General features: G+C 52.1%; 23 protein-coding genes and 1 pseudogene. 2 read left to right on the forward strand and 22 right to left on the reverse strand.

Features of this window, described 5'->3' with window-relative positions:
- The 22 genes from B9Y55_RS10580 to B9Y55_RS10685 form a co-directional block, all read right to left on the reverse strand.
- A partial coding sequence (locus tag B9Y55_RS10580) for a DUF4277 domain-containing protein (protein ID WP_143340917.1) occupies positions 1-297 on the reverse strand: 297 nt, incomplete at its 3' end.
- 221 nt (positions 298-518) lie between these two features.
- Positions 519-2,345, reverse strand: coding sequence for a glutamine--fructose-6-phosphate transaminase (isomerizing) (gene glmS / locus B9Y55_RS10585; protein ID WP_085545329.1), 1,827 nt, complete (start codon positions 2,343-2,345; stop codon positions 519-521).
- 262 nt (positions 2,346-2,607) lie between these two features.
- Complete coding sequence (gene glmM, locus B9Y55_RS10590; RefSeq protein WP_085545330.1) at positions 2,608-3,987, reverse strand: phosphoglucosamine mutase; 1,380 nt, start codon at positions 3,985-3,987, stop codon at positions 2,608-2,610.
- Between the two features lie 16 nt (positions 3,988-4,003).
- The gene (locus B9Y55_RS10595; protein WP_085545331.1) at positions 4,004-5,230 is read right to left on the reverse strand and encodes a CdaR family protein; all 1,227 of its coding nucleotides are present in this window, start codon (positions 5,228-5,230) and stop codon (positions 4,004-4,006) included.
- 1 nt (position 5,231) lies between these two features.
- Entirely contained in the window at positions 5,232-6,059 is an 828-nt protein-coding gene (gene cdaA, locus B9Y55_RS10600; protein WP_085545332.1) for a diadenylate cyclase CdaA, read from the reverse strand.
- 15 nt (positions 6,060-6,074) lie between these two features.
- Complete coding sequence (locus tag B9Y55_RS10605; protein ID WP_085545333.1) at positions 6,075-6,668, reverse strand: NUDIX hydrolase; 594 nt, start codon at positions 6,666-6,668, stop codon at positions 6,075-6,077.
- Complete coding sequence (pyk, locus tag B9Y55_RS10610) at positions 6,640-8,397, reverse strand: pyruvate kinase (protein WP_085545349.1); 1,758 nt, start codon at positions 8,395-8,397, stop codon at positions 6,640-6,642. The genes B9Y55_RS10605 and pyk overlap by 29 nt, the downstream gene beginning before the upstream one ends.
- Positions 8,398-8,423: 26 nt before the next feature.
- A complete protein-coding gene (gene dnaE / locus B9Y55_RS10615; RefSeq protein ID WP_085545334.1) occupies positions 8,424-11,855 on the reverse strand; it encodes a DNA polymerase III subunit alpha in 3,432 nt (1,143 codons plus the stop codon).
- Positions 11,848-13,521 carry a DNA polymerase III subunit gamma/tau gene (dnaX, locus tag B9Y55_RS10620; protein WP_085545335.1) on the reverse strand — a complete coding sequence of 558 codons (1,674 nt, stop codon included), beginning with the start codon at positions 13,519-13,521 and terminating at the stop codon, positions 11,848-11,850. The genes dnaE and dnaX overlap by 8 nt, the downstream gene beginning before the upstream one ends.
- A 37-nt stretch (positions 13,522-13,558) precedes the next feature.
- Entirely contained in the window at positions 13,559-14,635 is a 1,077-nt protein-coding gene (locus B9Y55_RS10625; protein ID WP_085545336.1) for a M48 family metalloprotease, read from the reverse strand.
- 35 nt (positions 14,636-14,670) lie between these two features.
- Complete coding sequence (gene flgN, locus B9Y55_RS10630) at positions 14,671-15,123, reverse strand: flagellar export chaperone FlgN (protein WP_085545337.1); 453 nt, start codon at positions 15,121-15,123, stop codon at positions 14,671-14,673.
- Entirely contained in the window at positions 15,113-15,562 is a 450-nt protein-coding gene (gene fliS / locus B9Y55_RS10635) for a flagellar export chaperone FliS (RefSeq protein ID WP_085545338.1), read from the reverse strand. Before fliS ends, flgN begins: the two co-directional genes overlap by 11 nt.
- A 49-nt stretch (positions 15,563-15,611) precedes the next feature.
- Positions 15,612-16,547 carry a 1-phosphofructokinase family hexose kinase gene (locus tag B9Y55_RS10640; RefSeq protein WP_085545339.1) on the reverse strand — a complete coding sequence of 312 codons (936 nt, stop codon included), beginning with the start codon at positions 16,545-16,547 and terminating at the stop codon, positions 15,612-15,614.
- Between the two features lie 90 nt (positions 16,548-16,637).
- On the reverse strand, positions 16,638-17,555 hold the full coding sequence (trxB, locus tag B9Y55_RS10645) for a thioredoxin-disulfide reductase (protein ID WP_085545340.1): 918 nt from the start codon (positions 17,553-17,555) through the stop codon (positions 16,638-16,640).
- Between the two features lie 91 nt (positions 17,556-17,646).
- Entirely contained in the window at positions 17,647-18,498 is an 852-nt protein-coding gene (gene prmC, locus B9Y55_RS10650) for a peptide chain release factor N(5)-glutamine methyltransferase (protein WP_085545341.1), read from the reverse strand.
- Positions 18,488-19,564, reverse strand: coding sequence for a peptide chain release factor 1 (prfA, locus tag B9Y55_RS10655; protein WP_085545342.1), 1,077 nt, complete (start codon positions 19,562-19,564; stop codon positions 18,488-18,490). Before prfA ends, prmC begins: the two co-directional genes overlap by 11 nt.
- On the reverse strand, positions 19,548-20,522 hold the full coding sequence (locus tag B9Y55_RS10660; RefSeq protein WP_085545343.1) for a DUF1385 domain-containing protein: 975 nt from the start codon (positions 20,520-20,522) through the stop codon (positions 19,548-19,550). Before B9Y55_RS10660 ends, prfA begins: the two co-directional genes overlap by 17 nt.
- Positions 20,516-21,166 (reverse strand): FAD-dependent thymidylate synthase, encoded by a 651-nt coding sequence (gene thyX / locus B9Y55_RS10665; RefSeq protein ID WP_085545344.1) that lies wholly within the window; start codon positions 21,164-21,166, stop codon positions 20,516-20,518. Before thyX ends, B9Y55_RS10660 begins: the two co-directional genes overlap by 7 nt.
- A gap of 85 nt (positions 21,167-21,251) precedes the next feature.
- On the reverse strand, positions 21,252-21,479 hold the full coding sequence (rpmE, locus tag B9Y55_RS10670; RefSeq protein ID WP_085545345.1) for a 50S ribosomal protein L31: 228 nt from the start codon (positions 21,477-21,479) through the stop codon (positions 21,252-21,254).
- Positions 21,480-21,670: 191 nt separating this feature from the next.
- A complete protein-coding gene (locus B9Y55_RS10675; RefSeq protein ID WP_234986218.1) occupies positions 21,671-22,204 on the reverse strand; it encodes a HutP family protein in 534 nt (177 codons plus the stop codon).
- A 25-nt stretch (positions 22,205-22,229) separates the two neighbouring features.
- Positions 22,230-23,384: an alanyl-tRNA editing protein gene (locus tag B9Y55_RS10680; protein WP_085545346.1), complete on the reverse strand. Its 1,155-nt coding sequence runs from the start codon at positions 23,382-23,384 to the stop codon at positions 22,230-22,232.
- Positions 23,385-23,399: 15 nt separating this feature from the next.
- On the reverse strand, positions 23,400-24,440 hold the full coding sequence (locus B9Y55_RS10685; RefSeq protein WP_085545347.1) for an AI-2E family transporter: 1,041 nt from the start codon (positions 24,438-24,440) through the stop codon (positions 23,400-23,402).
- 237 nt (positions 24,441-24,677) lie between these two features.
- Between B9Y55_RS10685 and B9Y55_RS10690 the strand changes: the two genes are divergently transcribed.
- Both B9Y55_RS10690 and B9Y55_RS13505 read left to right on the forward strand, forming a co-directional pair.
- Positions 24,678-25,175: a transposase gene (locus tag B9Y55_RS10690; RefSeq protein ID WP_085545348.1), complete on the forward strand. Its 498-nt coding sequence runs from the start codon at positions 24,678-24,680 to the stop codon at positions 25,173-25,175.
- Positions 25,172-25,377 (forward strand): annotated as a pseudogene (locus B9Y55_RS13505) (IS3 family transposase); the annotation flags it as partial. The gene B9Y55_RS10690 and the pseudogene B9Y55_RS13505, both read left to right, overlap by 4 nt.

The following is a 25,377-nucleotide window of genomic DNA, read 5'->3' on the forward strand; positions in this document are numbered from 1 at the left end:
CAGACTATCCAGCAGCCTGCCTATGACATCGTCGTTTAGATGATGGGGCTCGATCCCTGAGCCTATGAGGCGCTCGGTGGGAAGATTCTCGAAAAACTCGTGGAATAGGTAGAGCCGACGCTCCACAAAGCCAAGACCGTTTAGAATAACCGCCTTGGCTGCCTGACCGGAAGAGACCTTGTGGCAGCGAGTCTTGCTTAGGTGACGATCCAAAAACTCCACCAGGCCAAGCTTATCGACAAAACCCGCTACTATTCCGTAATGGGCCAAACTGAGCGTCTCGGTGCATTCCATCATCTTTAAACTCTCCTCTTCTGCTGTTTTATGGCCGACACCTACAAAAATACAACATAATCCAGGTTTTTCATAGCAGGGAGATTGGGTGGAAGCACTTAAATCATAAAATCATCGCGTTTAATGCGGAAAGTCAGTTTAATGCGAAAAGTCGGATAGACCATGACGCAGAAAAAGCAAAGGCCGCCTTTCAAGGCGGCCTTTGCTTTTTCTGTCAACTCAAACTATTCTACTGTGACGCTTTTCGCCAGGTTTCTAGGTTGATCTATCTCGGTTCCTCTCGCTAAAGCCACATAATAGGCGAACATCTGGAGAGGTATTACCGTCAGGAAGGGAGAGAGTTCCGGCTCTGTCGAGGGGACGGTTAAAATATCCTCCACGTCCTTAAGGGACGACTCCCTTCCTACGGTCGTCACAGCTATCACCGGAGACTTTCTGGCTTTGGTCTCCTGGACGTTGGACAGGGTCTTCTCCCACAGCTCGTCGTCGGGCATGACCACCACCACCGGAACCGCCCTGTCCAGAAGGGCTATAGGCCCGTGTTTCATCTCCCCTGCGGCGTAGGCCTCGGCGTGAATGTAGGATATCTCCTTCAGTTTCAGCGCCCCTTCAAGAGCGATAGGAAAGGAAAAACCTCTCCCTAGGAAGAGGAAATCCCTAGCCAAAGAGTACTTCTCCGCCATGGATTTTATAGGGCCGCTGTTTTCCAGAAGTCCCTCTATCTTATAGGGCAGACAGGTCATCTCCTTGACGAGCCTTGTCTCCTCGTCTTTGGCGAGAGATTCTCTCAGCTTCGCTAAATAAAGGGCCATGAGGTACAGCACCGCCATCTGACCGGTGAAGGTCTTAGTAGCGGCTACACCTATCTCCGGTCCTGCTTTTAAAAGAAGCACATCGTCGACCTCTCGGGCTATGGAGGAAAGGCCGTTATTGGTTATGGCGAGACATCTGGCTCCCTTTTCCTTGGCGAACCTCTCCGCCGCCAGAGTATCCAGGGTCTCTCCAGACTGGGAGACGAAGATCGCCAAAGTGTCCTCCCCTATAGGGATGGAGCGATAACGGTACTCCGACGCTATATCCACCCTCACGTCAAGATCGGTGAATAGCCCCATAACCCTTTCCGCCACCGAGGCGGCGTAATAGGAGGTACCACAGGCGACGAGATGGACCTTTTTGATGGATCTAGCCCAGTCGGAGGTCCAGGAAAGCTCATTAGATAGGTCCACTACGTTTCCCTCGGTCCTTCCTGTAAGGGTCTGGCGCATAACCGCTCCCTGCTCGTTGATCTCTTTGAGCATAAAGTGGGGATATCCACCTTTTTCCACCATAGAGAGATCCCAGTCTACCTCGACCACTTCCTTCTCGATGGTGCGCCCCTGGCTGTCCCAGAAAGAGGCACCTTCCCGGGAAAGACAGGCCATCTCCCCTTCACCCATGTAAACTATCTTTCTGGTGTACTCCAGAACAGCAGGGACGTCGGAGGCACAGAGGGTCTCTCCGTCTCCGAGGGCCACGATGAGAGGGGATCCCTTTCTTATGCAGTAAATATGGTCTTTATCGTCGGCAAACATAACCGCAAGGGCGAAGGCTCCGGTTATCCTGTGATACAACTCAACCAGCGCCTCTTTAGGATCGCCGGAATATATCTTGCCCAAAAGATGGGCCGCTACCTCGGTGTCGGTCTGAGATGAGAAAACTCCTCCGTTAGACAGAAGTTCCTCTTTTATGTCGACGTAATTCTCTATAATTCCGTTATGGACCAAGACCACCGAGCAGGATGAGTCACAGTGAGGATGAGCGTTTTCCACCGATACCCCTCCGTGAGTAGCCCACCTGGTGTGACCGATCCCAAGTTTTCCTACCAGAGGAGATGTCTCCAACATTCTCGCCAGGTCAGCTACCTTGCCGACCTCCCTTGACCTTTTAATTCCGTCCTCTCCCGATATGGCCATACCGGCAGAATCATAACCTCTATACTCAAGCCTAGCTAGGCCACTTAAAACGACCTTCGATACATCTCTCGGTCCTACGTATCCGACTATCCCACACATAGGAAGTCACGTCCTTTCACACTTCGGGAAACACCAGGCATTTTGTCCCCACAGTCGCCTGCGGGCTTTGTGACCTGAATTCAGGGAGTTCCCAAGCTCCCCAGGGGCATCCGCCGATAGATCGATAATCCCCTGTCCTCGTCAACTGGATCGCTCCAGTTCAGGCGCTTACATAGACGCTTTTCGCTTATAGCTATCACCACCTCTCAAAAGTCGAGAATGCCGTGAACCATAATCGCCGGATTCACGGCATTCAGTCATACTAGTTGACTACAAGGGAGGTTATTTTTTCCTCTATAGACCGAGAAAGCGATTCGACCAGTTCAAGATCCTCACACTCCACCAACAGCCGAACGATAGGCTCAGTTCCCGATGGACGGAGGAATATCCTGCCTGAGTCGCCTAATATCCTGGACGCTTCGTCCACCGCTGCCAGGATATTATCGTCCTTCATTATGTCGGTTTTACTGTTAACCGCTATGTTGGTCAGTTTTTGGGGAAAGCGACCAAAACGGTCCACGAGGGTCTGAATATCCTCTTTAATCTCTATACAGGCTCGTATGAATAGAAAGCCGGTGCATATACCGTCCCCAGTCTTAGTATAGGGAAAGGCTATTACGTGCCCTGACTGTTCTCCCCCAAGAGAAGAGCCGTTATCTTTCATGGACTGTAGCACATATCTGTCGCCCACAGGGCACCTAAAGGTTTTTATCCCAGACTCAGCCATGTGCTTATCCAAAGCCATATTGCTCATTACGGTGGTAACTATACCGGCTCCTAGGCTCCCTTTACCCTTAAGCCATCTCCCTAGAACCCAAAGGATGATATCACCGTCGAGAGGTCTTCCCTTGCCGTCCACCAAAAGCACTCTGTCGGCATCTCCATCATAGGCTATCCCTATATCATAACCTGCCTGGACAACCCTTTCGGAAAGCCCTTTCATGGACATGACTCCACTTTTCTCGTTTATGTTCAGTCCATCGGGGCTAGCACCTATTATCTCGAAGTTTCCACCGTCCGTAAGAGAGGACAGCACATCAGGGAGGACCGTCGAAGCCGCTCCGTTGGCACAGTCAAAAACCACTTTTAGGGAGCCTAGCCCCTCTTCCCCTAGGGAGACCCGAACCCTCTCGACGTAACTGGAGTTAAAATCGCTCTCTCGGTGTTCGACTTTGCCAATAGAGCCACCGGAAGGCCGCCAATCGTCGATAAGGTTATCTCCAAGGTATTCCTCTATAGCTAACTCAGAATCATCGGAGAGCTTTGACCCTGAGTTGTCCAAAAACTTTATCCCGTTGTACTCCGCCGGATTGTGTGAGGCGCTTATAACCGCTCCCCCCTGAGCTCGAAGCAGTTCAACCCCAAAGCTGACTCCTGGCGTCGGAGTAACCCCTACACACACCACATCGGCCCCGGCGGAGGTCATGCCAGCGATAAGGGCAGCCTCAAGCATGGCGCCAGATCTACGGGTATCCCTCCCGACCACTATCTTAGGCCTGGGAAATCCCCTTTCGGTCAAGAAAAGAACGTAAGCCCTACCTAGCCTCAGAGCCATTTCAGGGGTCATGGCACCTCTGTTGGCAATATCTCTAACACCGTCGGTGCCGAAGAGGCAGCGCTTTTTTCCCGCTGCATCACTCATATTTCATCCTCCCTTATCACTCAACTTTGGCCCTAACTGTAACCTTTTCAGGATTTACCTTTATGACCTTAAGGTCCTTTATCTCCGACTTTACGGTGACAGGAACCCTCAGCTGTCTGGAGACGATATTAGTAACGTCCACATACACCGCTATAGGAGCCTCTATCCCGTCGATCCCCTCCATAATGCCTGCCGGTCCCTCTACCTGGATATCCACCGTTTCAGGATAGACGGTCCATCCAGGATAGACGCTTCGACCTCTGGTTTCTACCTTCAGCTTAGAGAAAAGCCTGGTTGAAGTCCTAGGTTTTAGATTAACGTTCACCGAGATCGATGATTCCCCTAAGAGCTGAACACCATCAGGTAGCTTAGTCCTTAAAGGTACAACCATGGACCTGCCCTGTTTAAAATCGGTCAGATCGATAGTCTCGGTTTCCAGCTGATCCACCTGTGTAAGCGCCTTTTCCGATCCCTCTATTTCCACAAAAGAAGGGGATACGGCGACGGAGGCTACTTCATAGTTAGGGTCAGGCTTACCGGAGAGGGGAGCCTGAACTGGAACCCTTTTTCTCGGCAATCCCTTCCTTAGAACCGCCGTCAGCTCCACCGTTTGGGGTTCCGTCGACAGAGACGCAAAAGTCCCGTCCGATTTTATCAGCTTCACCGGTAAAATCAACCTTTCACCTCTTTGAAGTTCTTCTATAGTGGGCTGTACAACGACATCCTCCACCGTAGCTAGCTGCTCCTCCGGTCCCTTTACAGCCACTTCTTCAGGAGAGATCTCCACGCTATCCATAAGTAGCCCTGAGGGTAACCCTCCAGGAATCGATATATGTACCGGCAAAACCCTTTCTCCGTAACGAAGCAGGGATATCTCTACGTGAGCTGGCCTGACGTAGTTTAACCTGATGACCCCGGGAAGGACCACCTTTATCGGCAACCTATATTTACCCGCACCTAAGCCCCTTATGTCGACTTCACAGAGGATATCCCTTGGAGTTAGGCTAGCCAATACATCTCTAGGTCCTAGAACCCCTATATCTATCTTCTCCAAGTTAGAGTTTAGGGTTAGCTCGGATGATAGGTTCAGAAAGCTGATCTGACAGGAAAGTTCCTTCTCCGTATCTCCACCGGATTCTCCGTTGACGAAAAACCATAGGGCTACGGCGATTAGCAGAGAAATAACCTGAAGTAAGATCTTGGAACCAAGGAAAACATCTCCATCTTTATTGAACAAAGCCATATTAAACCTCCTTGGCCCCTAGGGACTTTATCTCTTCCCGTAGAGTGTCCAGGAAAGACTGTTGAGAGGTATCCTCGTCGGAGAAATAATGAACCAGAAGTTTATGGACCTGGTCGTCTTTCAGGTTTCTCGAAAGATGACCGTTTATAGCCAGAGAGACCTCTCCTCGCTCCTCGGACACTATGAGAGAGATCGAATCGGAGACCTCGGTAACCCCAAGCCCTGCCCTGTGTCTAGTGCCTATCCACCTGGAAAGCTCGCTGTTTTCCGTCAGAGGCAGATAGCATCCAGCGGCTATTATTCTGGATTGATCCAGTATTACCGCCCCATCGTGGAGAGGGTTGTTTATCCAGAAAAGGGAGATAAGCAGTTCCTGAGAGATAGCTGCGTCCAGTATGACCGCCGTCCTCCAGAAATCCTTTAGCCCCGTCTCCCTCTGTAACACCAAAAGAGCGCCTATCCTCTGGCTCTTCATGTATATCAGAGCCTTGGATATCTCATCGGCTATAGACTCGGCTCGCTTCTGGACCTTATGCCTTTTCCAAATGTTTCCCCTTCCAAGCTCTTCAAGGACTTTTCTCAACTCCGGCTGAAAGACGATAGGCACGGCTATAACCATTATTCCCAGGATCTGACCCATAAACCAGGAAATCGTGGATAATTCGAGCAATCTGGCCAGGGCGGAGAGCAGGCCTATCACCAATAGCCCTTTGACGAGCTGCATCGCTCTGGTTCCGTAAAGAAGCAGAAGAAGACGGTACACGACAAAGGAAATTACCAGAATATCCACTATGTCCTGCCATTTTACGTGTTTCAATATCTCCGCCACTCTTTTTCCCCCTCGCTAAGATTTTAGCCCATCAAAAGACAGAATCCCTGAATCAAGCGCTCTCCTGAGTATTCTCGCCGTAGCACCCCATATATCGATCCCCTCCTCTAAAGGATATACAGGATAGTCGTAACGAGTTCCCTTATATTCTCCCTCTACGGTTACAGGATTGGAGGATATACCTGTAGGATCGCAGAATATAAGCCTGGATACCTCCTGAGGGCTAGGCCTAAAGTCCTTTTCGGTCATATAGCGAGCCCCTCGAGCGAGAACGGGAACGACCTTAAAACGACTTACCAGCACATCCTCCGGGGATAGGCACCCCATATAGACCAAATCTTTCTCCGTAATACCTATCTCCTCGTAGGCCTCTCGGCAGGCGGTATCCCAGGGAGTTCTGTCGCCGATATCCACCGATCCCCCTGGGAAAGCTACCTGACCACCGTGAATTTTCATCGATTCAGGACGGAGGATAAGGGCTATTCTAGGTCCTTGAGGCATATCGAACAACGACACGAGGACAGCCCCCCATCTGTAGGGAGTTTTATCGTCGAAGAAGTCACACCACTCCACGTAGGGACTAACCTCCAACGTTGACCGTTCCTTCATAGACAAACCCCTTGCCGCTGTCAACGGTTACCACCGAACCGGTCTTCATAATTCCAGTACAGCCAACGGCGTTTACTATACACGGAAGACCTAACTCCAGTGAGAATATAGCCGATGGAGAGGTCAGCCCTCCCTCCTCGGTTATGAGGGCCCCCGCCCTCTTTAGGGCAGGAAGATAATCTCTGTCGGTAGAGGGGGTAACCAGTATGGCTCCATCGGGCATGGACATAGCTTCCTCCGGGCCAGTGGCACAGAAGACCTTCCCCGCGATTATCTTTGGGATAACCCCTAGCCCTCTGACAACCATACGGCCTATGGTGTGAACCCGCACCATGTTGGTGGTTCCAGGCAAATCCAGAGGCATTCCGGCGGTTATGACTACCATATCCCCTTCGGATAGGAGACCTTTTTTCATAGCTTCACCGACCGCACCCTCTATAGCCTGATCCTCCGACCCCTCGTTGCCTTTGAAGATAGGGATCACGCCCCAACTGAGGGAGAGTTCCTTTTGGGTCTTCTCCGATGGAGTGGTGGCTATAACAGGGCATTCAGGTCGATATTTACTGACCATCCTGGCGGTTATACCGCTCCTGGTAAGGGAAAGTATGGCCTTTGCCTCGGTTTTAGCGGCGATCTCCACAGCGGCCATACTCACCGCATCGGGGACGCTCTTAGGAACCGATGGGACGACGAAAGGTCTCTGCCACCTTTTGAGCTGTTCCTCCGCTTTTGCGATAATGCGGCTCATGGTCTCCACCGACTCGATAGGGTATTTGCCCGCTGCGGTCTCACCGGAGAGCATGAGGACGTCGGCACCGTCCAAAACGGCGTTGGCGACGTCGCTGGCCTCCGCCCTGGTCGGTCTGGGGTTGCGTATCATAGAGTCGAGCATCTGGGTAGCGACTATAACCGGTTTCCCCTGGGATCGGCATATATCGATAATACGCTTTTGAACCAGAGGGACCTCCTCGGTGGCAATTTCGACCCCAAGATCACCTCTGGCTATCATCATTCCGTCCACTACCTCGGCTATTTCGTGTATATTTTCGACTCCCTGGCGGGTCTCAATTTTGGCTATAATCTTGATCCCTCCACCGGCGTCCTCTATGACCTTTCTCACGGCGAGAACATCGTTTCTGTCCCTTACGAAAGACACCGCCACAAAGTCCACGTCGTTCTTGACGCCCCACAGGATATCCTCCCGATCCTTATCGGACATAGCGGAAAAGGAGAAATTAGCCCCAGGCACGTTGATTCCCTTCCTGTTGCCCAGAGTCCCTCCAACCACTATTTTACAGACAACTCTGTCCTCCTCTATGGCGTCTATCTTCAGGTGAATCGTGCCGTCGTCGATATATATATCCTGTCCTAGCTTTACCTCTTTGCCTAAAAGAGGATAGGTCACCCATACCTCAGAGCTATTCCCTGGGGTTTCGTCGGACAGCCGGAGGGAGAAAGTCTCTCCCTGAATCATCTCGACCGATCCGCCTTCAACCAGGCCAGTTCGTATCTCCGGCCCCTTGGTATCCAGCATCACCGGCACCGGGTCACCGTAAACATTCGATAACCCTCTGACCATGTTCAAAGTCTGAAGATGTCCCTCGTGGGTTCCATGGCTGAAATTAAGCCTGGCTACGGTCATACCGGCACCTATCATGGCCCCTAATACATCTCGATCGGAACTAGCAGGCCCTAGGGTACATATTATCTTTACCTTCCTGCGATTCATCTGGCACCAACCCTTTCTGCTAAGTTTCAACACCTTAGAGACACCATATCGGAAAGCAACCCCTCCAGGCCAACCTTGAGCGCCTTTCCCGGCCTTACCTTGACGTCCTCCAGAGCTACCAACGCCCTTTCGTGATCTCCTTCAAGTTTGAGAAGGACGGAGCTGTTCCCAGGGTGCCCCTTGAGCACCCTCATGAAATCACGGAAAACCCCTTCACGGAAGGCCTCTTCCCTGAGGGATATCTCCACGTATCGGTGCTTTTTTTCGAGATCTCCGTCGAGAGGGGCTATATCGTTGGCCAGTATGTTGACCCCGCCTCTGTCCTGTACCGCGCCTCTGATGATATAGGGCTTGCCCGATAGGAGAGACGGCTTTACGTCAAGCCAGGGCTTTCCCTCTCTGGGCTTAGGAAAACAGACCACCTCTATCTCTCCGTCACAGTCCTCGAACCTCAAAATCCCCATAGGGTCACCTCGCTTGGTGTACTTCTCCGAAACTCCCACCAGAAGACCGGCAAAACAGGGCAAAACTCTATCGCTCCTCCAGTGCTCGAGATCGGAAATAGTGCAGTTGACGTAGGGAGACGCCTGGGATTGATAGCGCTCAAAGGGATGACCTGAGATATACATCCCGATAGATTCTTTCTCCATCTCCAGTTTCTCCTGAAGATCGTAGTCGTCAACCTCCACCATCTCCGGCACTCCGACCTCCCCCTCCCCAAAGAGAGAGCATTGATCTCCGTCACAGTTTTTCTTTAAGGCGTAGTCCATCATGGAGGGGAAGGATTCCATCAGCTGTTTTCTGTTAGAACTGATCGAGTCAAAGGCACCTGATTTTATGAGGTTTTCCATTACACCTTTGTTTATGCAGTGAATGTCCACCCTGTCGAGAAAATCCCAGAGGCTGGAGAAGAAGCCGCCTTCCTCTCTGGCCCGGACTATCGCCTCTACTGCATTTCCTCCTACCTTTCCTACAGCCCCAAGACCGAACCTTATGACCGGACCTGCGGCGGTGAAAGCAGATCGAGATTCGTTTATATCCGGCGGTAGCACCGGGATCCCAGCTTTTCTGACCTCCCGCACATAAGCCGCCATAACGTCTTTTTTAGCGCCTATCTGGCTGGTGAGATAGGCAGCCATAAACTCTCGATCGAAGTGGGCCTTGAGGTAGGCGGTCTGGTAGCTTATAAGGGCGTAGGCCGCACTGTGAGATTTGTTAAAACCGTAACCGGCGAACTTCTGTATGATGTCAAATATCTCATCGGCCTTAGAACGATCCACTCCCTGAGAGGCAGCACCTTCCAGAAAAATGGCCCTCTGCTCGTTCATTACCTCGACCTTTTTCTTGCCCATCGCCCTTCGGAGAAGGTCGGCCCCTCCAAGGGTATAGCCCGCTAAGGAGGAGGCACACTTCATGACCTGTTCCTGATAGAGGATTACACCGTAGGTCTCCCTAAGGACGTCTTCCAGTACAGGGTGAAAGTAATGAGCGGTGGATCTGCCGTGTTTGCATTCGACGTACTGGTCGACCATACCGCTCTCAAGGGGACCAGGGCGGTACAGGGCGAGAACGGCGATAAGGTCCTCGAAACAGTCGGGAAGCATCTTCTTTAGAAGTCGCCTCATACCGGGAGATTCCAACTGGAAAACCCCTAAAGTATCGCCGTTTTGGAGCATTTTATAGGTGGCCTCGTCGTCCATAGGAAGATCGTTTATATCCGGCACAGGTTTACCGTTTGCCTTGATGTTCTCCAGAGCCTCCTCCAGTATAGACAGAGTCTGAAGGCCTAAGAAATCCATCTTTACCAGACCGAGCCTCTCAACAGGATCCATGGAAAACTGGGTAACCACCTGATTTTCCCCTATCTTTCTCACCGGAACAAGGTCGGTCAGAGGCATAGGGGTTATTACCACCCCTGCGGCGTGTTGGGAGCAATGCCGGGCCAAGCCCTCTATCTTGGAGGCACTTTCAAGGAGGGTTCTCATTTTGTGATCGCTGTCCCTGATACCCTTAAGTTCCGGGGTTAAGGAAATTGCGTCCTCTATGGATTTTACCCCGTCAGGAACCAGTTTGGCGACCTTATCTACCTCCGCATAAGCTATTCCCATGGCTCTTCCGACGTCTTTTATGGCGGCCTTAGTCTTCATCCTTCCAAAGGTGATTATCTGAGATACGTTCTCAACTCCGTATTTTTCGACCACGTATTTGAGAAGCTCCTCTCGGCCTTTATCGGAGACGTCGGTGTCGATATCGGGCATGGTTACCCTTTCGGGGTTCAAAAATCTCTCAAAAATAAGACCGTACTTGATAGGGTCCAACTCGGTTATCTTCATAGCGTAGGCGACCAAAGAACCTGCGGCGGAGCCTCGTCCCGGTCCTATAGGGATACCTCTATCCTTACAGGCCTGAATGACGTCGGCTATAATCAGAAAATACCCCGGGAAACCCATCTGATTTATGACCGAAATCTCGTACTCAAGCCTCTTAACGTAATCCTCCGGGATAGGCTCTCCTTTAAGCCTCTCCTCTAGCCCTGCGAAGGCCGCCTTCTCCAGAGCGGTCTCGAGGGTCTCTCCCTCTGGAATGTCGAACTTTGGAAGGTGGTAGTCTCTGGTCCCTAGTTCAAAGGTTACATCGCATCTTTCCGCTATTTTCAGGGTATTCTCAAGAGCGTCGGGAGCGTCGTCTCCGAAGAACTCCCACATTTCCCTGGCGGAACGAAAATAAAAATCGTTGGTCTCGAAGGATAACCTCTTAGGGTCGTCCATAGTGGAGTTTGTACCGATACAGAGCAGTATCTCGTGCCAGTCGTAGTCTTCCTCGTCCATGTAGTGGGCATCGTTGGTAGCTACAAGAGGGAACCCCTCTTCCCTGGCTATCTCTATAAGGGTCTTGTTTACTATGGCCTGTTGAGGTATCGAGTTGTTCTGTATCTCCAGAAAAAAATTGTCCTTCCCGAAAATATCTCGGTACATAACCGCCCTTTCAAGGGCTTTTTTTCTGTCTCCCTGGAGGATAAGCTGGGGGATCTCCCCACCTAGACAGGCGGAACAGGCTATAATTCCCTCGCTGTATTTCGCTAAAAGGGCGTGATCCACCCTGGGCTTGTAGTAAAAACCGTCGGTATTAGCTATGGAGACGAGCTTAACTAGATTGTGATATCCCCTATTCGTCTCGGCTATAAGCAGGAGGTGGCTCATAGTGTTTTCCCTGCTTCTGTCGCTAATTCCTCCGGTAGCCACGTAAAGCTCGCACCCTATTATAGGCTTGACTCCTGCGTCTTTGCAGGCTTGATAGAATTCGACCACTCCATACATGACCCCGTGGTCCGATATACCGACCGCCGGCATCCCCCATTTTGCCGCCCTCTGAGCGACCTCCTTGCACCTAATTGCCCCGTCTAGCAGGCTATACTCGGTGTGGAGATGAAGGTGTACAAAATTTTTATCGCTACTCAACTTCTACATCATCCTCCCTATCGGCTTCCTCGTCCTTTCGGAAATACAGCACCTCTCCAGAGACCTGGGATCTGACCATCTTCAGGGCCCTCAGCACCCCTCTTTCCTCCTGAATAGGACCTTCTTCCTCCGAGCCCTCCTCATGAGGAGCTCCGTCACTATTTTGATCGTCAACGGTGGAGACGGGAAGATCGGGGGAGTTTATGGATGACAGAGAGGGAAAGTTCCTAACCCGATCCCTCCATACCAGGGACAGAGCCCCCTCCCAGCCCTCATCGGCCAAAGCGGACTGTAGCATATAGGCGGTTCTATCCCCCGATAGCATCTCGAAACTGTAGGGCCTATCGTCGGGGACATTAACCGTATATATGGAGTTCTCCCTGCTTATGGAACAAAAGGCCAAGGCCGATACTATGTGAGGGATGTCCCCAAAGTGAGAAAATAAAGGCGGAGTTTTCGAGGGATCCCATTCAGGATCGGCAACAGGAACGGAGACAGGAAGGACCTCAGGTTTGGTATGTACATCCTTTTTATCGTCGACCTTCGGTACTTCCGCCGTTGGAACCTTCCGCTGAGGGGATGACGGGATCATAGCGGAGACCATCATACCGGAAAACACGTCTTTTCTAAGCCCCCGTCTGCACTGAGGTATAAGAGATCCACACAGGTCCATCATATTCCGAAAAAAGCCCTCGTCCCATCGGGAAACGGTCTCTTTTATAAAATCCTTCTCCCAAGGGGAGGGATTAAGGGCACCGAGACCTTTATCGCCCCACCGGGAGACTATCCACAGATCTCTGAATATGCGATAGAGGCCCGACAGGACCCTCTCCACCGACGCCCCCCTAAGAAACATATCGTCTAAGGCCACAAGAGACTCGGAGCCCATCTCTGGAGAAAAGCCTTTCACCCAGCGACATAGCTCTCCGTGACTTCCCCCTCCGGTAAGTTTCTCTACCGAAGCGAGAGAAAGCTCTCCTTTCGAAAGGGCCATCGCCTGCTCCAGAAGAGAGAGACCGTCTCTGAGCCCACCGTCGGCCTGTCTTGCGATCTCCCAGACCGCTTCATCCTGACAGTCGAGGCCCTCGGAGGTAGCGACAAGCCTTATCCTCTCGACCATATCCTCCATGGCGATAGAGTGAAAAGGGATGTGTTGACACCTAGATCTTATGGTAACAGGGACCTTAAAGGGTTCGGTAGTGGCGAGTATGAACAGAACCGATTCTGGAGGCTCCTCCAGGGTTTTGAGAAGGGCGTTAAAGGCACCGATGGACAGCATATGGACTTCGTCCACTATATATACCTTCCAGGGGCAGGAGAAGGAGGCTAACCCTACGTGGCTCTTTAAATCTCTGATCTCGTCCACACGGTTGTTGGATGCACCGTCTATCTCCACGACGTCCAGGCAGTTGCCTTCGGTTATGCTCACACAGGATTTACATACATTGCATGGCTCCCCGTCCTCCGAGGGATTCTCGCAGTTTACCGCCTTTGCGAATATCCTGGCAACGGTGGTTTTCCCACATCCTCGGGGACCGGAAAAAAGATAGGCGTGTCCTACGTTTCCCTTTTTAACGGCCTGACTTATGACCGACACCGCTCTATCCTGTCCCGTAACGTCCCCGAAGGACTGAGGTCTATATCTACGATAAAGGGAAAGATACATTTTACCGATCCTTTCTAGCGTCACAGAGACATGAGGCTTAGTTGAGATACTCTGCGACGGGGTTTTTTCTCTTCGCCTCCGTCAAGGCCTGCACTATATTATCCCTCAAAACCATCAGAGATAGTCCATTGGGGAGAGGTTCCTGTGCCACCTTACGGCCCGAAAGCACCAGGGTTTCCGCCCCCCCTACCTGTACTACCTGAAGATCGTGAGGAGAGGTCTCCAATTCAAGATGTCGCTCTAGCGCCTCGGAAATCCCGTAAAACAGCTCCGAAGACTCAGGATCGGAGGAGGTCCATATTATATTCCCGTCCAGACTCAGATAAACCCTTCCGTTGTCCTCCTCCACCGACGGTATAAGCGACTTAAGGGCCTTTTTCCTGCTCAGAGGCCAGCGGTTGTCCTTTATGACCTGCCTTATAAACTCTATCCTCTCCTGTATTCTGGGGTGACTCATAAAGATTCCTGGATCGGTATAAGGTCTTTTCATCTGATCCTCCGCAAGGCCCTCCATAACCGTCAAATAGGCCGCCGGGGGATATCCCGCCTTCCAGACCATGCTAACCCCTAGGAGGTCCGCCTCTCTCTCCAGATCTCTGCTGTATCCGTTGGTTATGGCGATCTGGGCTATTCCCGCCATCATCGCCGCTGCCGCCTGTCCCTGGGAGGCTATTATAATGGCTAAACTGGCGAGAGAGAGCTTCTTCGACCTCTCCGCCTGGATCATAACGTGGTTTTTATCGGCGTGGGCAAGCTCGTGGCCTAAAATAGCCGCCAGCTCTCCGTCGCTCCTGACGAAGTTCAAAAGCCCGGTGGTGACGTATATTCTCCCTCCAGGGATACAGAAAGCGTTTATCATCTCCAGATCCACTATCTTGACCTCATAGGGGAGAGGCCGGGAGACGTAGGGCAGCAGACGGTTAAAGACCATCTCCACCCTGGCCACCTTCACAGGATCGGAGACAATAGGCCAGTTTGACTCTATCTGAGAGGCCACCTTATTTCCTAGGGCAATCTCCCTGGATAGCTCGTCCCCCCAGGAGGGAGAACAAAAAATCACAAATAACAAAAAAATGGCTGAAACAGCCATTTTTTTGAATCTCATAATAATCATAGACCTTCACCCTCCTGAACCAAAGCCGAGGAGGACTAGATACTGCCCATATAGCCTCTGACCGCCTTTTTGCCGTCCGCTACGCGGGACATTCTCTTTCGCAGTTCCGAGACCTTGGCTCCCATATTGCTTTGGGCCAGTTCCTCCGACTTCAAGGTGGAGCTAACGATATCCTGAAGAAGTCTGACCTTTTCCTTTAGGTCTTCGTACCCCTCATCCCCTACCACAGACGCCAGAGCCCTCCAGAAAACCGGCTCCTCTCTACCCTGAGAGACACCTAGGTCTCTCGATACGTCGGCCCACTTTTCCATGAGCATTTCCTGTCGGGATATTATCGATTGCTTATTCTGGAGTATCTCCAGCAGCAGATCCATATCGTCGGAATCAATGGCCTTGATCTCCAGATCTACCTGGGCTTCGAGCTCTCGATAAAGCTCGAGTTCCGATGAAAGAAGCTCAGAGACCTTTAGCCTGACCTTATCCCGCAAAGCTCACCCCTCCCCCTGCGCCGACGGGCTCGGGGTCCGATTCAGCTAGGGCTTCCTTTCGGAGTTTTTCACCTGCCTCTTTCCAGGTGTCTCTCAGCTCTTCCAGCATAGATCTAACCATAGCTATCTTTTCCGGTTTTTTCTCCACGTTAGCCTCTACCAGGCTTCTGTGCATAAAATCGTACAGGCCTTTAAGGTTCTCGACTACTTCGCCGCCTACCTCGGGGTTGAGGGAGACCGACAGCTCTCTAACGGCATTTTGGGCCTTGATCAGTGAAACATGGGTCTCCTCCAGGTCGGACTTACCTAGAGAGTTCTCCGCAGTGAGACAAAACCTTATGGCTATATCGTAGGTTATTAAGAGAAGCTGCTCCCTTGAAGCGGTTCTTATCCTCGTCATCTGATAGGCAAGCTGTGCGTCCTGATTTTTCTGTTCCATGAACATCCCCACCTTTCGTCCTTTGTTTCGGACGATTCTAGCTTATTTTTTAGCGAATTTTTTCTAAGTCTACCTTGTCCATATAGTGCAGTACGTCCTCTCTGCTTCCGACCCCTTTTTCCAGATGGGCGGCGTCCTCCATAGCACAGGCCATGCTGAACCTTATAGCTTCCTCTACGTCCATACCTTCCTCGTTAGCCACCACGAGACCGGCCACCAATGCGTCTCCCGCACTGAACATGGAGACCACGTCCCTGCGATCGGCCATAGTGGCCAGATATATACCCTCCGGTGTAAAAAACAGATCTCCGTATATGTGGTAGGAGGATACAGCCCATCCTGCACCGTGGTCGTGGATGTCGATCACCGCCTCTATAAGGCTATCCAGGGAAAAAAGGGACTTCCCCGCCAGCTTTGACATAAAGCGGTGATCCACCTTAGCGAAAGATGGACCAGCGTCTATAGCCGCCATAAAAGCAGGCCCTGCGGCGTCGACGAAGGTGGTTATACCTAAAACCTTCGCCATGGAGATAAGGTCCCTGTATATATCCTGAGGGACACCTGGAGGGATAGACCCTCCGAAGACTACGGTAGAGGCCCTGGAAAGCATACGACGATAGTTGGCCATAAAACGACTAAGGGCATCGGGAGGGATGAAAGGACCGGTCTCTGAGATTCCGGTCTCGACCTTTCCTAGCCTGTCCAATACGTAGACGTTGGATCGGGTATCCCCAGGAACGTGGACGAAGTTCGTCGTTATCCTCCTCCGTCTCAGAGCATCCCTTATGTAATCCCCACTGAATCCTGCGAGAAAACCCATAGCCGCAGATTCGTGGCCTAGCTGATCCAGCAGCAAAGAGACGTTAATCCCCTTCCCTCCTGGAGATTTCTGGGAAGATCCGGCCCTGAACCATCCGCCAGGGGAAAAATCCTCGACAACGTAGCCTTCGTCCACAGCGGGATTCAAAGTAACCGTAACGATCATCGGGCTCCCTCCTTTTTCGATCCTTTTTCGATCTATAAAAAAGGGGCAAGGTGCCGAACACCCCGCCCCTGCCCTGTAAGTATAGTACCTCTAGAAGTGCTCCGCAATATACTCGTAGGCCGACATAGCAGCGATGGCACCGTCGGATGCGGCGGTTACCACCTGACGAAGGGATTTATCCCTGAGGTCTCCTGCGGCGAAGAGACCCTTCATGGAGGTAGCCATCTTCTCGTCGGTCTTCACCCAGCCGCCTTTTTCTGTATCGACGATATCTTTGACCAGATCGGCGTTAGGGGTGTTGCCGACGAACATGAACACGCCGGATACAGGGAGATCGGAGAGCTCTCCGGTCTTGACGTTCTTGAGGACGACCTTCTCGACCATGCCGTCTCCAGCGATCTCCTCGACCACCGAATCCCAGACGGGCTGAACCTTGGGGTTGGCAAGAGCTCTGTCCACCGCCATCTGATCGGCACGGAACTTATCCCTACGGTGAACTATGTAGACCTTGGTGGCAAACTGAGTGAGGTAACAGGCCTCCTCGACAGCGGTGTTTCCGCCGCCGATAACCGCGACCTCCAGCTCCTCGAAGAAAGCTCCGTCGCAGGTAGCACAGTAGCTGACTCCCTTTCCGGCAAACTCGGCCTCCCCAGGGCAGCCAAGCTTACGGAAGCTGGCTCCTGTAGCCACGATAAGGGCCTTTGCCTCAAAATCGCCTTTGTCGGTGGATATGATCTTGCAAAGACCGTTTTCCTTTATGGAGGCCACCTCTGCATCGAGGAACTCGGCCTTCAGAGAAAGGGCGTGATCCTTGAACATATCTCCTAGCTCAGGTCCGGTAGCGTGCTTTACTCCAGGCCAGTTCTCTATCTCCTCGGTGGTGCAGATAGCTCCACCGACCATGCCCTTCTCTATTACAAGGGTGCTCAGCCCCGCCCTTCTACCGTATATAGCCGCTGTAAGCCCGGCAGGTCCACCGCCGATGATAACGAGATCTCTCTGTTCCATAGCTACTTCTCCTCCTCCTAAAATGTGAAATCATCCCACCGAATCGCACAGTATCGCACAGTATCGTACAGTGGGTCAAACCAACGTAAAATTATACACGACACCAGCCTATAAGGCGAGGTATGAGGGCAAGATCTTTCCTGATCTCCATAACCGAAAGGCCCTGTGGCGTCAACTCCAACAAAGGCTTCACCTGCTCCTCACCGCCGAACTCCACCCACAGCCTTCCACCGGGCCTCAGTACGACCTCCGCCCAGGGCAGAAGGGCCCTGTAGGGATCTAGACCATCGTCTCCGCCGTCTAGAGCCGCTAAAGGCTCGTATCCGACGACTTCGTCCATGAGCCCGGATAGGGAGGACGTAGGTATGTAGGGAGGGTTGGAGACTATGAGGTCCACCGATCCCCTTTTAATCGGTATATCCTTTGGATCAGAGCAATGCCAAAGAAGGGCTCTATCGAGAACGCCTAAGTCGGAGAGGTTACGGTAGGCGATGTCTATAGCCGCAGGGGAGCGGTCCACCGCCACCACCGAGGCACAGGGGACCTCCATAAGCAACGACCCCGCCAGACATCCCGACCCAGTTCCCCAGTCCACCGCTAAACCGGAGGAAAAGCCCTCAAGTGCGGCCTCCAGGAGAAATTCCGTCTCCGGCCTGGGGATAAGACAGCCCTCTCCGACCGAAAAGGAGCTCTTCCAGAAGGGGCATTTGCCCAATATATAGTGAAGAGGCTCCCTTCTCTCCCTGCGGGACACCTTTTCATCTACCCTCTTTTTATCATCAGGGCGTAACTCCATATCGCCGTGACAGTGTAGCCAGGTTCTGGAGACACCTAAGACCTCCATACATATGAGATCTACATCAAGGCCGGGGTTATCAACACCGGCACTCTCCAGCCTGCCTCTCCAGGCTCTGGACAGAGATGAGAGTTTTTTATCGGTCATTCATCGCCTTTAAAAGCTCCGCTCTATCGGCCATCCGAAGAGGCTCTATAAGCTCCGAAATGGTGCCTTCCATTATAGATTCCAGCTTGTACAGCGTAAGGCCTATTCTGTGGTCGGTGAGCCTGTTCTGAGGATAGTTATAGGTCCTGATCCGCTCCGATCGATCGCCTGACCCTATCTGGCCCTTTCTCTGCTGAGCCTCGGCATCATGCCTTTTCTGACGCTCCATATCGTACAGCTTCGTCCGAAGAAAAGCCATAGCCCGAGCCCGGTTTTTTATCTGAGATCTCTCGTCCTGACAGGTCACGACCAATCCCGTCGGAAGGTGGGTTATCCTGACGGCGGAGTCGGTCATGTTAACGTGCTGGCCCCCTGCCCCGCTGGCCCTGTAGGTGTCTATCTTCAGGTCCTCGGTCCTTATGTCCACGTCGAACTCCTCCGCTTCAGGCAGAACAGCGACCGTCGCGGCGGAGGTGTGAATTCGACCTCCCGACTCGGTCTCAGGCACCCTCTGTACCCTGTGTACCCCGCTCTCGTACTTCAGGTCGCTGTAAGCCCCTTGACCGTCGACTTTGAAGACTATCTCCCGATAGCCCCCTATCTCGGTCTCGTTGGACTCTATCACGTCCACCGACCATCTCCTGGTCTCGGCGTAACGGCTGTACATCCTGAAGAGGTCTGAGGCGAAAAGGGCGGCCTCCTCCCCTCCTGTACCGGCCCTGATCTCCACTATTACGCTTTTATCGTCGTTAGGGTCCTTAGGGAGAAGCAGAAAGGTTATGGCCTGTTCTCTCTCGTCCAAAAGAGACTCAAGGCGGTTTATCTCCTCTTTGGCCATAAGCTCCATCTCACGATCGCCGGAACCTAAGAGGTCTCTGGCTCCATCGAGCTCGGATTTGACGGAAAGGTAGGATTTATATGCCTCTACGATCTCCGAAAGCTCAGCGTGTTTTTTACCGAGAGCCTGGAGCTCTTTAGGGTCGGAGGTAATGGAGGGGTCGGCCATTTTGTGCTCTATCTCCTCATGAGCCGCCATTATCTCCTGTAATTTATAGTCTAGATTCACCGTACACACTCCTCCCCGGGGTATCTGGGGTAAATTTAACGTTCAAAGCGGATTCAAGGGCCCTCAGCGCCACCTCTATCTGGGCCCCCGACGGAACTCTGGTGGTAAGGTACTGTAGCGAAAGAGCAGGGGCCATTATGCTTCTACCGAGGCTACCCCACTTGGAGGAAGCTCTGATTATCTCGTAGGACAGCCCTACGACGAGAGGTAGAAGGACAACCCTAGAGCCTATCCTCCACAGCACACCTCCACCGCCAGCGAGGGAAAAAACGACAATGCTGACCACGACGACCACCATCAGAAAGGAGGTTCCACACCGAGGATGTATCCTGGAATAGGACCTGATCCTCTTCACCGTCATAGGAGAACCTCCCTCGAAGGCGTTTATGGTCTTGTGTTCTGCACCGTGATACATAAGTACCTCTCGGATATCCTTCCAGAGCCCTATACAGCCTACGTAGGCGACGAACACCAGCCCTCTGGCTAAGCCCTCCACAGCGTGTCTCCCTAGGTGGCCTAAATCGAACCATCGACCGAAAAGATCCCCTATCCACAGAGGCAAGGCGACGAAGAGACCGACAACGGCGACGATGGACACCAATACCGATATGACCAGGTCTTTGGTGGTGAGCTCTTCCTCCTCCCCTAAGGCGATCTGAGCCGATCTTGAAAGGGCCCTGAAGCCCTCTCTCATCATCTCCGCCATGGTGGCGACACCACGGAGCACCGGACGGCTCCATATGCCTTTTTTATCCCAACCGGCACAGGACCATCTGTCCCTGAAGATATCTCCCTCAGGCTTTCTGACTGCCATCCCCCAGTGGGAGGGTCCTTTCATTATGACTCCCTCTATGACCGCCTGTCCCCCTACGGGCAGGCTCTTTTCGCAGGACGAGGAAGCCGAATCGAAGGCGGCTCTGAGAGCGAAGGACAGCAGGGCGAATGGATTGATCAGCATGAGCATTCCTCCAGTTTTACACCTAAATATCTGTCCAACCAGGGCTCTTTTTCTAAAAGCAATCTGCCCATCTCGATAAGCATCTCCCTTATCTCCCATTGGGCACCTTTTACGTTGACCCTTTTCTCATATACATCCAAGAAAGACCGAAGGTTGAGGGTGGTGACAAAGTTGGTGCAGATGGCTCCAGGAAGGACGAACCGGGCGTCCTCTCGAGGTATTTTGCAATCTATAAGCCTATCGTAAGCGTCCTGGGCGCTTTCCATCGCCTTCATAAACACCTCCAGGGCCTCAGGGGAGGCCATTATCGTAGGAGGCACTACGTGGTCGAATATAGCCCCACCGGAGGATCTCTCCGAGACGTACCTCTGACTTTGGACGCTCAGACTGACACCTATTCTGTGGCGGCTGTACTGAGCTAGCAGGGCCCTTGAGACGCCGGATACGGCGAAGGTCATGGAACAGTGTTCCAGGACGCTTAGGTGCTTTGCGTTTATCAGAAAATCCACCAGTTTAGCCATTTTGGAACTGTCTACCGGATCCCTGTAAAGCTCTTGAGGCGCCAAAGGACTGTGGCATGTATGTCCTGCAAGCCATATGGCCATGAGATAGTCAGGGGTGGTATAGATAAGGTCCACTCTCATAGGAACCTCCAATCTCCCGGCATATCCGGGATATTTCTACATCTATATTTAAGAAAAAAGAGGGGCCTAGGCCCCTCTTTTTTCTCTACTCAGTGGCCTCTTTTTGGCCGTAGTTCACTCCGGCGTACTTCTTATTGAACTTCTCAAGTCGTCCAGCCTCGAGGACCATGCCCTTCTTGCCTGTGTAGAAGGGGTGACAGGCGGAGCAAACACCTACTTTTATCTCTTCCACCGTGCCCTGGGTCTCGAAGTTGTTTCCACAGGCGCAGGAGACCTTGCATGCGCTGTAATTAGGGTGAATATCTTTTTTCATGTCTTTCAGGCTGTCAGATACCTATGTACTCACCATAGGATCAGACAGCCTTCCTCCTCTCTATAAATAGGTTTCTATAAACGGCTGGTTCTCGAAGTCCTTAAAGGCCCGCTGTATAGTTTTTTGGCGGAAACCGAGGACATTCCAATGTGGAAATTTATCACAGTTGGGGCTTTTTATCAAGGAGAAAATCAGATATGCATTATTCCAAGGCCAAATCTCTCGTGGTGGGCCACAGCGTGATAGGCGGTATCTCCCATCACCGCTACCGATATCCATCGACTGTTTCTAACTATGGCTATTTTGGCCCCTATACTGGCCTCCAGAAGACCGGAGGGGATAAAGGCGTCCAGAGCCTCGAAAGCGGCGTGCATCAAGGCGTGCATCTCCCCTTGATCCTTATCTATGACCCTCCCGTTTAACGCCGCCCCTACCAGGGCCCTGGTGGTCTTTTGGGGCAGATCGCCAAAGACGCCACCTACCTCCGTCGCGACGCATCTCCAGCCCAGTTCGCTCAGCTGTGATTTTATGGAGTCCTCCTCCGACTTGGTCAAAGTGGAGGCTAGAAGCATAGCGGCCCTTCCTATCTGACCTTCCGAATTAAACTTAAGTCGGACTGTTATATTTACCTCTTTTTCCAGCTCTTCCTCCATATCGGTCAATATATCCAGAGAGACTTCGTCCTCTTTAGCTTCACTGTCACCGATAAACATCTTTTTCCACAAAGCTCGCACTCTCCTTTTCTCAATTCTACATAACCGAGTCTATCGCTTTAATCCATCTCTCCAGGGAACGGCATCCGGTACGACCGGAGATGGAGCCCCCTCTTCCTCCCCCTCTGGCCTCAAGATCGGGAACCGCCAAAAGAGCCTTAGAATCGAGTTTTTCGTCGTTTTGCCACAGCATAAAGGGAACTGGCCCCTGACCTCCGTCATCGCAGATTATCAAAACCACCTCAGAGGACTGGGCTATCTTTTTTCTTCCACAGGCAGACAGCATATCCGCCGGCAATCCTACTGGAGCGCAGTAACTGACGTTGACTCCCCTTACGACCGATTCCTCCCAGGGCAGCTCCACATAGGGAGCGACTTTAGAGAGCTGTTTAGATAAAAGGCGGTTCTCCTCGCTTAGCCGGTCAAATATCTTCCCCAGCTCGCCGGGAGAGCAGTTAAGTCGGGACAGGAGACGGCGCATCTCCCTGCTGTACATGGAAAAGCGGTCTCCCAGGGAGAAAACTATCTCCCATTCAGGAGAGGACCCCTTTACGGACTCCACGCAGATATCGCCGATATGGGAGGTGTTTGAAACATGGCTGCCGGAGCAAGCTATAAGGTCAAAATTCGGGATTTTAACGACCCTAACCACCTCGTCCTCAAGCCTATCCCACCGGGCCTTAAGGCCCTCCAGTGAACGAGCCTCGTCCACCGAAAGCTCCAAAATCTCCACCGGCATCGCTGAGGCCACCACAGATCGAGCCTCTTGCTCCGCCAAAAAGGCGAAATCCCAGTCGACCGGGCCGTCGTAGTGGAAGTAAACCCCCGTCCTTTCCTCTCCGACCGCCACTTTATAGACCGATAGACCGGGCTTCAAGGTCTCCATGACCTTTGACAGGACGTGCTCCGCCGAGTGCATTCTGGACAGGATAAAGTTTCTCTCCTCGTCCCTCTCCAGGTCGACCTCCATCCCAGAGATAAGTTCCCCCTTTTGGAGGGTTACCTCCAAAATCGGGGATAGATGGTTACCCTTCAGGGTGTTGGTCACCTTTGCTTTTCCACCATCCCAGGACAGGAAGCCAGAATCTCCCGGCTGCCCTCCTCCTTCAGGGTGCATAGGACAGGGCCTGTCCAGAGACAGACGCAGTTTTTTGCCTTCCCTCCAGGCTATATCTCCGACAACCGCTTTCACCGCAGATCACCCTCCTTAAACCTTTTCCAGCTCGTTACGATACGGTCTTCCCGATCCCATCATGATGCCTATGACCTTAAGGGAATCCACGTTTTCGCATATTATCTTTATGATCGCCGCGATAGGCACCGAGAGAAGGGCTCCCACAACCCCCCATAGCCAGCCCCAGAAGAAAAGGGATACAAGTATGACCACCGGGCTGAGGTCTAGACTGTCTCCCATGACCTTAGGGGTTATGACGTTCCCTATGGCCAGCTGGATCATCACCAAAGCCACAGCTGCCCCTATAGCGGGAAAGGTGTTGGGATAATACTGGACCAACGCCAGCAGAATAGGGGGAATCGAAGCCACGATAGACCCTATAGTCGGTATGAAGTTAAGGGCGAAAGCTACAACACCCCAGGTAACGGCGAAATCCACACGCAGATAGGACAAAGCCAACCACACGCAGAAACCGGTTACCATACTGATCAAGAACTGGAGCGTCAGATATCTGCCTATCTGAGAGGATATAGTCTTTAGAATCGACGTTATCATAGCACCATATCCCTCGGAGAAGGCTTTTTTTATCTTGAACTCAAAGAACGGACTTCCTAACAGCATGAACACGAGGAAGACAACCACAAGAACCAGGTTGGACATAAGCGATACGAGGGAACCGGAGACGGAAAGAAGGTATTTTCCTATCCTCTCTCCCCAGTTGATGCTATCCCAAAAATCCGGTGGGAAGAGGGCGTTCCCCGTAAAGCTCTTGGTCAAGACGATAAGCTGATCGTAGTACCTCGGATAGGCCGCCGCAAAAGCCACTATACGGGTATTGAGAAAAAATATACCGACATAACACACCCCTAAGAGTATAGACAGGACCAGAATCACCGAAAATGCGGCGGGAACCCTTCGCTTCGCCATAAATCGAACCACAGGGCCAAATATATAGGATAAAAGCCAGGCTATGACGAAAGGCAGGATAACGCTCTGGGCGGCTTTTAGAACGACCCCTACCGCCACAAGGGTCAAAATGGAAACACAGGCGATGATGATATTGATATTTTTCAAGCTACGTCCCCCCTGTTGTCGAAGGTCACTGCGACCAACCGATTATACAACATTTAGAGGGAGCAAAGGTCGATACCGAAAAGACAAAGGCCCACCATTAGGCGGGCATATTTAACTGCCGATCCTCCCATAGCCATCAGAGTGGGCGACAATAGTATCGCCAGACAGCACTATGTGTCAGGATATATGTCGCGTCTCCCTGAGGTGGTAGAGTAATAGATCAAGGGGGTGCGATAGATGATACGCTACAGCCAGGAGTTTAAAGAATCGGCAATTCGGAAGATATTGCCTCCGGAGAACAGGTCGATATCGGAACTCTCAGAAGAGACGGGAGTAACGAAAACCACGCTCCGCAAATGGAAAAAAGAGGCCCAAGTCGTAGGAGCAGCAGCCCCGTGTAACGAAGCGCAGATAAGTCGCTGGAATGGGGAGGATAGGCTCCAGATCGTATTGGAGACATACGGTCTCAACGAGTCTGAGCGTAGCGAATATTGTCGTTCTAAAGGCCTATACCCGGAGGACATCAAGGCATGGCGTAACGCCTGTATCAAGGCCGCGGTAGGACAGGCGATTGGTTACGATAAAAGCCAACAAGAGGCCGGTGTATCGAAGAAAAAGTACCAGGAGCTTGAAAAGGAGCTCCGTCGCAAGGAAAAGGCTTTGGCAGAAGCGGCAGCCCTTCTGGTATTCAGAAAAAAAGCCCAGGCGATCTGGGGGGACGAAGAGGAAGAATGATCAGGGCCTCGGATCGCCGTAAAGCAGTTGAGCTGATCAAAGAAGCCCATACCAACGGAGCTCGTCTCTTCAGGGCCTGTCAGGTTTTAGAAATCAACATCAGGACCTATCAGCGTTGGACCCTAGGAGGCGATGTAAAAGAAGACGGGCGTCCTGGTGCCGATCGACCATCTCCGAGCAACCGATTGAAGCCAGCGGAAAG

It is taken from the genome of Dethiosulfovibrio salsuginis, assembly GCF_900177735.1.
GTDB classification, from domain to species: Bacteria; Synergistota; Synergistia; order Synergistales; family Dethiosulfovibrionaceae; genus Dethiosulfovibrio; species Dethiosulfovibrio salsuginis.

Excerpts from the sequence above, each read along its gene's own strand:
- prmC (WP_085545341.1), bottom strand. The coding sequence starts at position 18,498 with ATGACCGATAAAAAACTCTCATCTCTGTCCAGAGCCTGGAGAGGCAGG.
- glmS (WP_085545329.1), bottom strand. The coding sequence starts at position 2,345 with ATGTGTGGGATAGTCGGATACGTAGGACCGAGAGATGTATCGAAGGTC.
- B9Y55_RS10660 (WP_085545343.1), bottom strand. The coding sequence starts at position 20,522 with ATGCTGATCAATCCATTCGCCCTGCTGTCCTTCGCTCTCAGAGCCGCC.
- B9Y55_RS10625 (WP_085545336.1), bottom strand. The coding sequence starts at position 14,635 with ATGATTATTATGAGATTCAAAAAAATGGCTGTTTCAGCCATTTTTTTG.
- trxB (WP_085545340.1), bottom strand. The coding sequence starts at position 17,555 with ATGGAACAGAGAGATCTCGTTATCATCGGCGGTGGACCTGCCGGGCTT.
- B9Y55_RS10640 (WP_085545339.1), bottom strand. The coding sequence starts at position 16,547 with ATGATCGTTACGGTTACTTTGAATCCCGCTGTGGACGAAGGCTACGTT.
- glmM (WP_085545330.1), bottom strand. The coding sequence starts at position 3,987 with ATGAGTGATGCAGCGGGAAAAAAGCGCTGCCTCTTCGGCACCGACGGT.
- thyX (WP_085545344.1), bottom strand. The coding sequence starts at position 21,166 with ATGAGAGTGGACCTTATCTATACCACCCCTGACTATCTCATGGCCATA.
- dnaX (WP_085545335.1), bottom strand. The coding sequence starts at position 13,521 with ATGTATCTTTCCCTTTATCGTAGATATAGACCTCAGTCCTTCGGGGAC.
- B9Y55_RS10690 (WP_085545348.1), top strand. The coding sequence starts at position 24,678 with ATGATACGCTACAGCCAGGAGTTTAAAGAATCGGCAATTCGGAAGATA.
- rpmE (WP_085545345.1), bottom strand. The coding sequence starts at position 21,479 with ATGAAAAAAGATATTCACCCTAATTACAGCGCATGCAAGGTCTCCTGC.
- B9Y55_RS10595 (WP_085545331.1), bottom strand. The coding sequence starts at position 5,230 with ATGGCTTTGTTCAATAAAGATGGAGATGTTTTCCTTGGTTCCAAGATC.
- pyk (WP_085545349.1), bottom strand. The coding sequence starts at position 8,397 with ATGAATCGCAGGAAGGTAAAGATAATATGTACCCTAGGGCCTGCTAGT.
- B9Y55_RS10605 (WP_085545333.1), bottom strand. The coding sequence starts at position 6,668 with ATGAAGGAACGGTCAACGTTGGAGGTTAGTCCCTACGTGGAGTGGTGT.
- fliS (WP_085545338.1), bottom strand. The coding sequence starts at position 15,562 with ATGGAACAGAAAAATCAGGACGCACAGCTTGCCTATCAGATGACGAGG.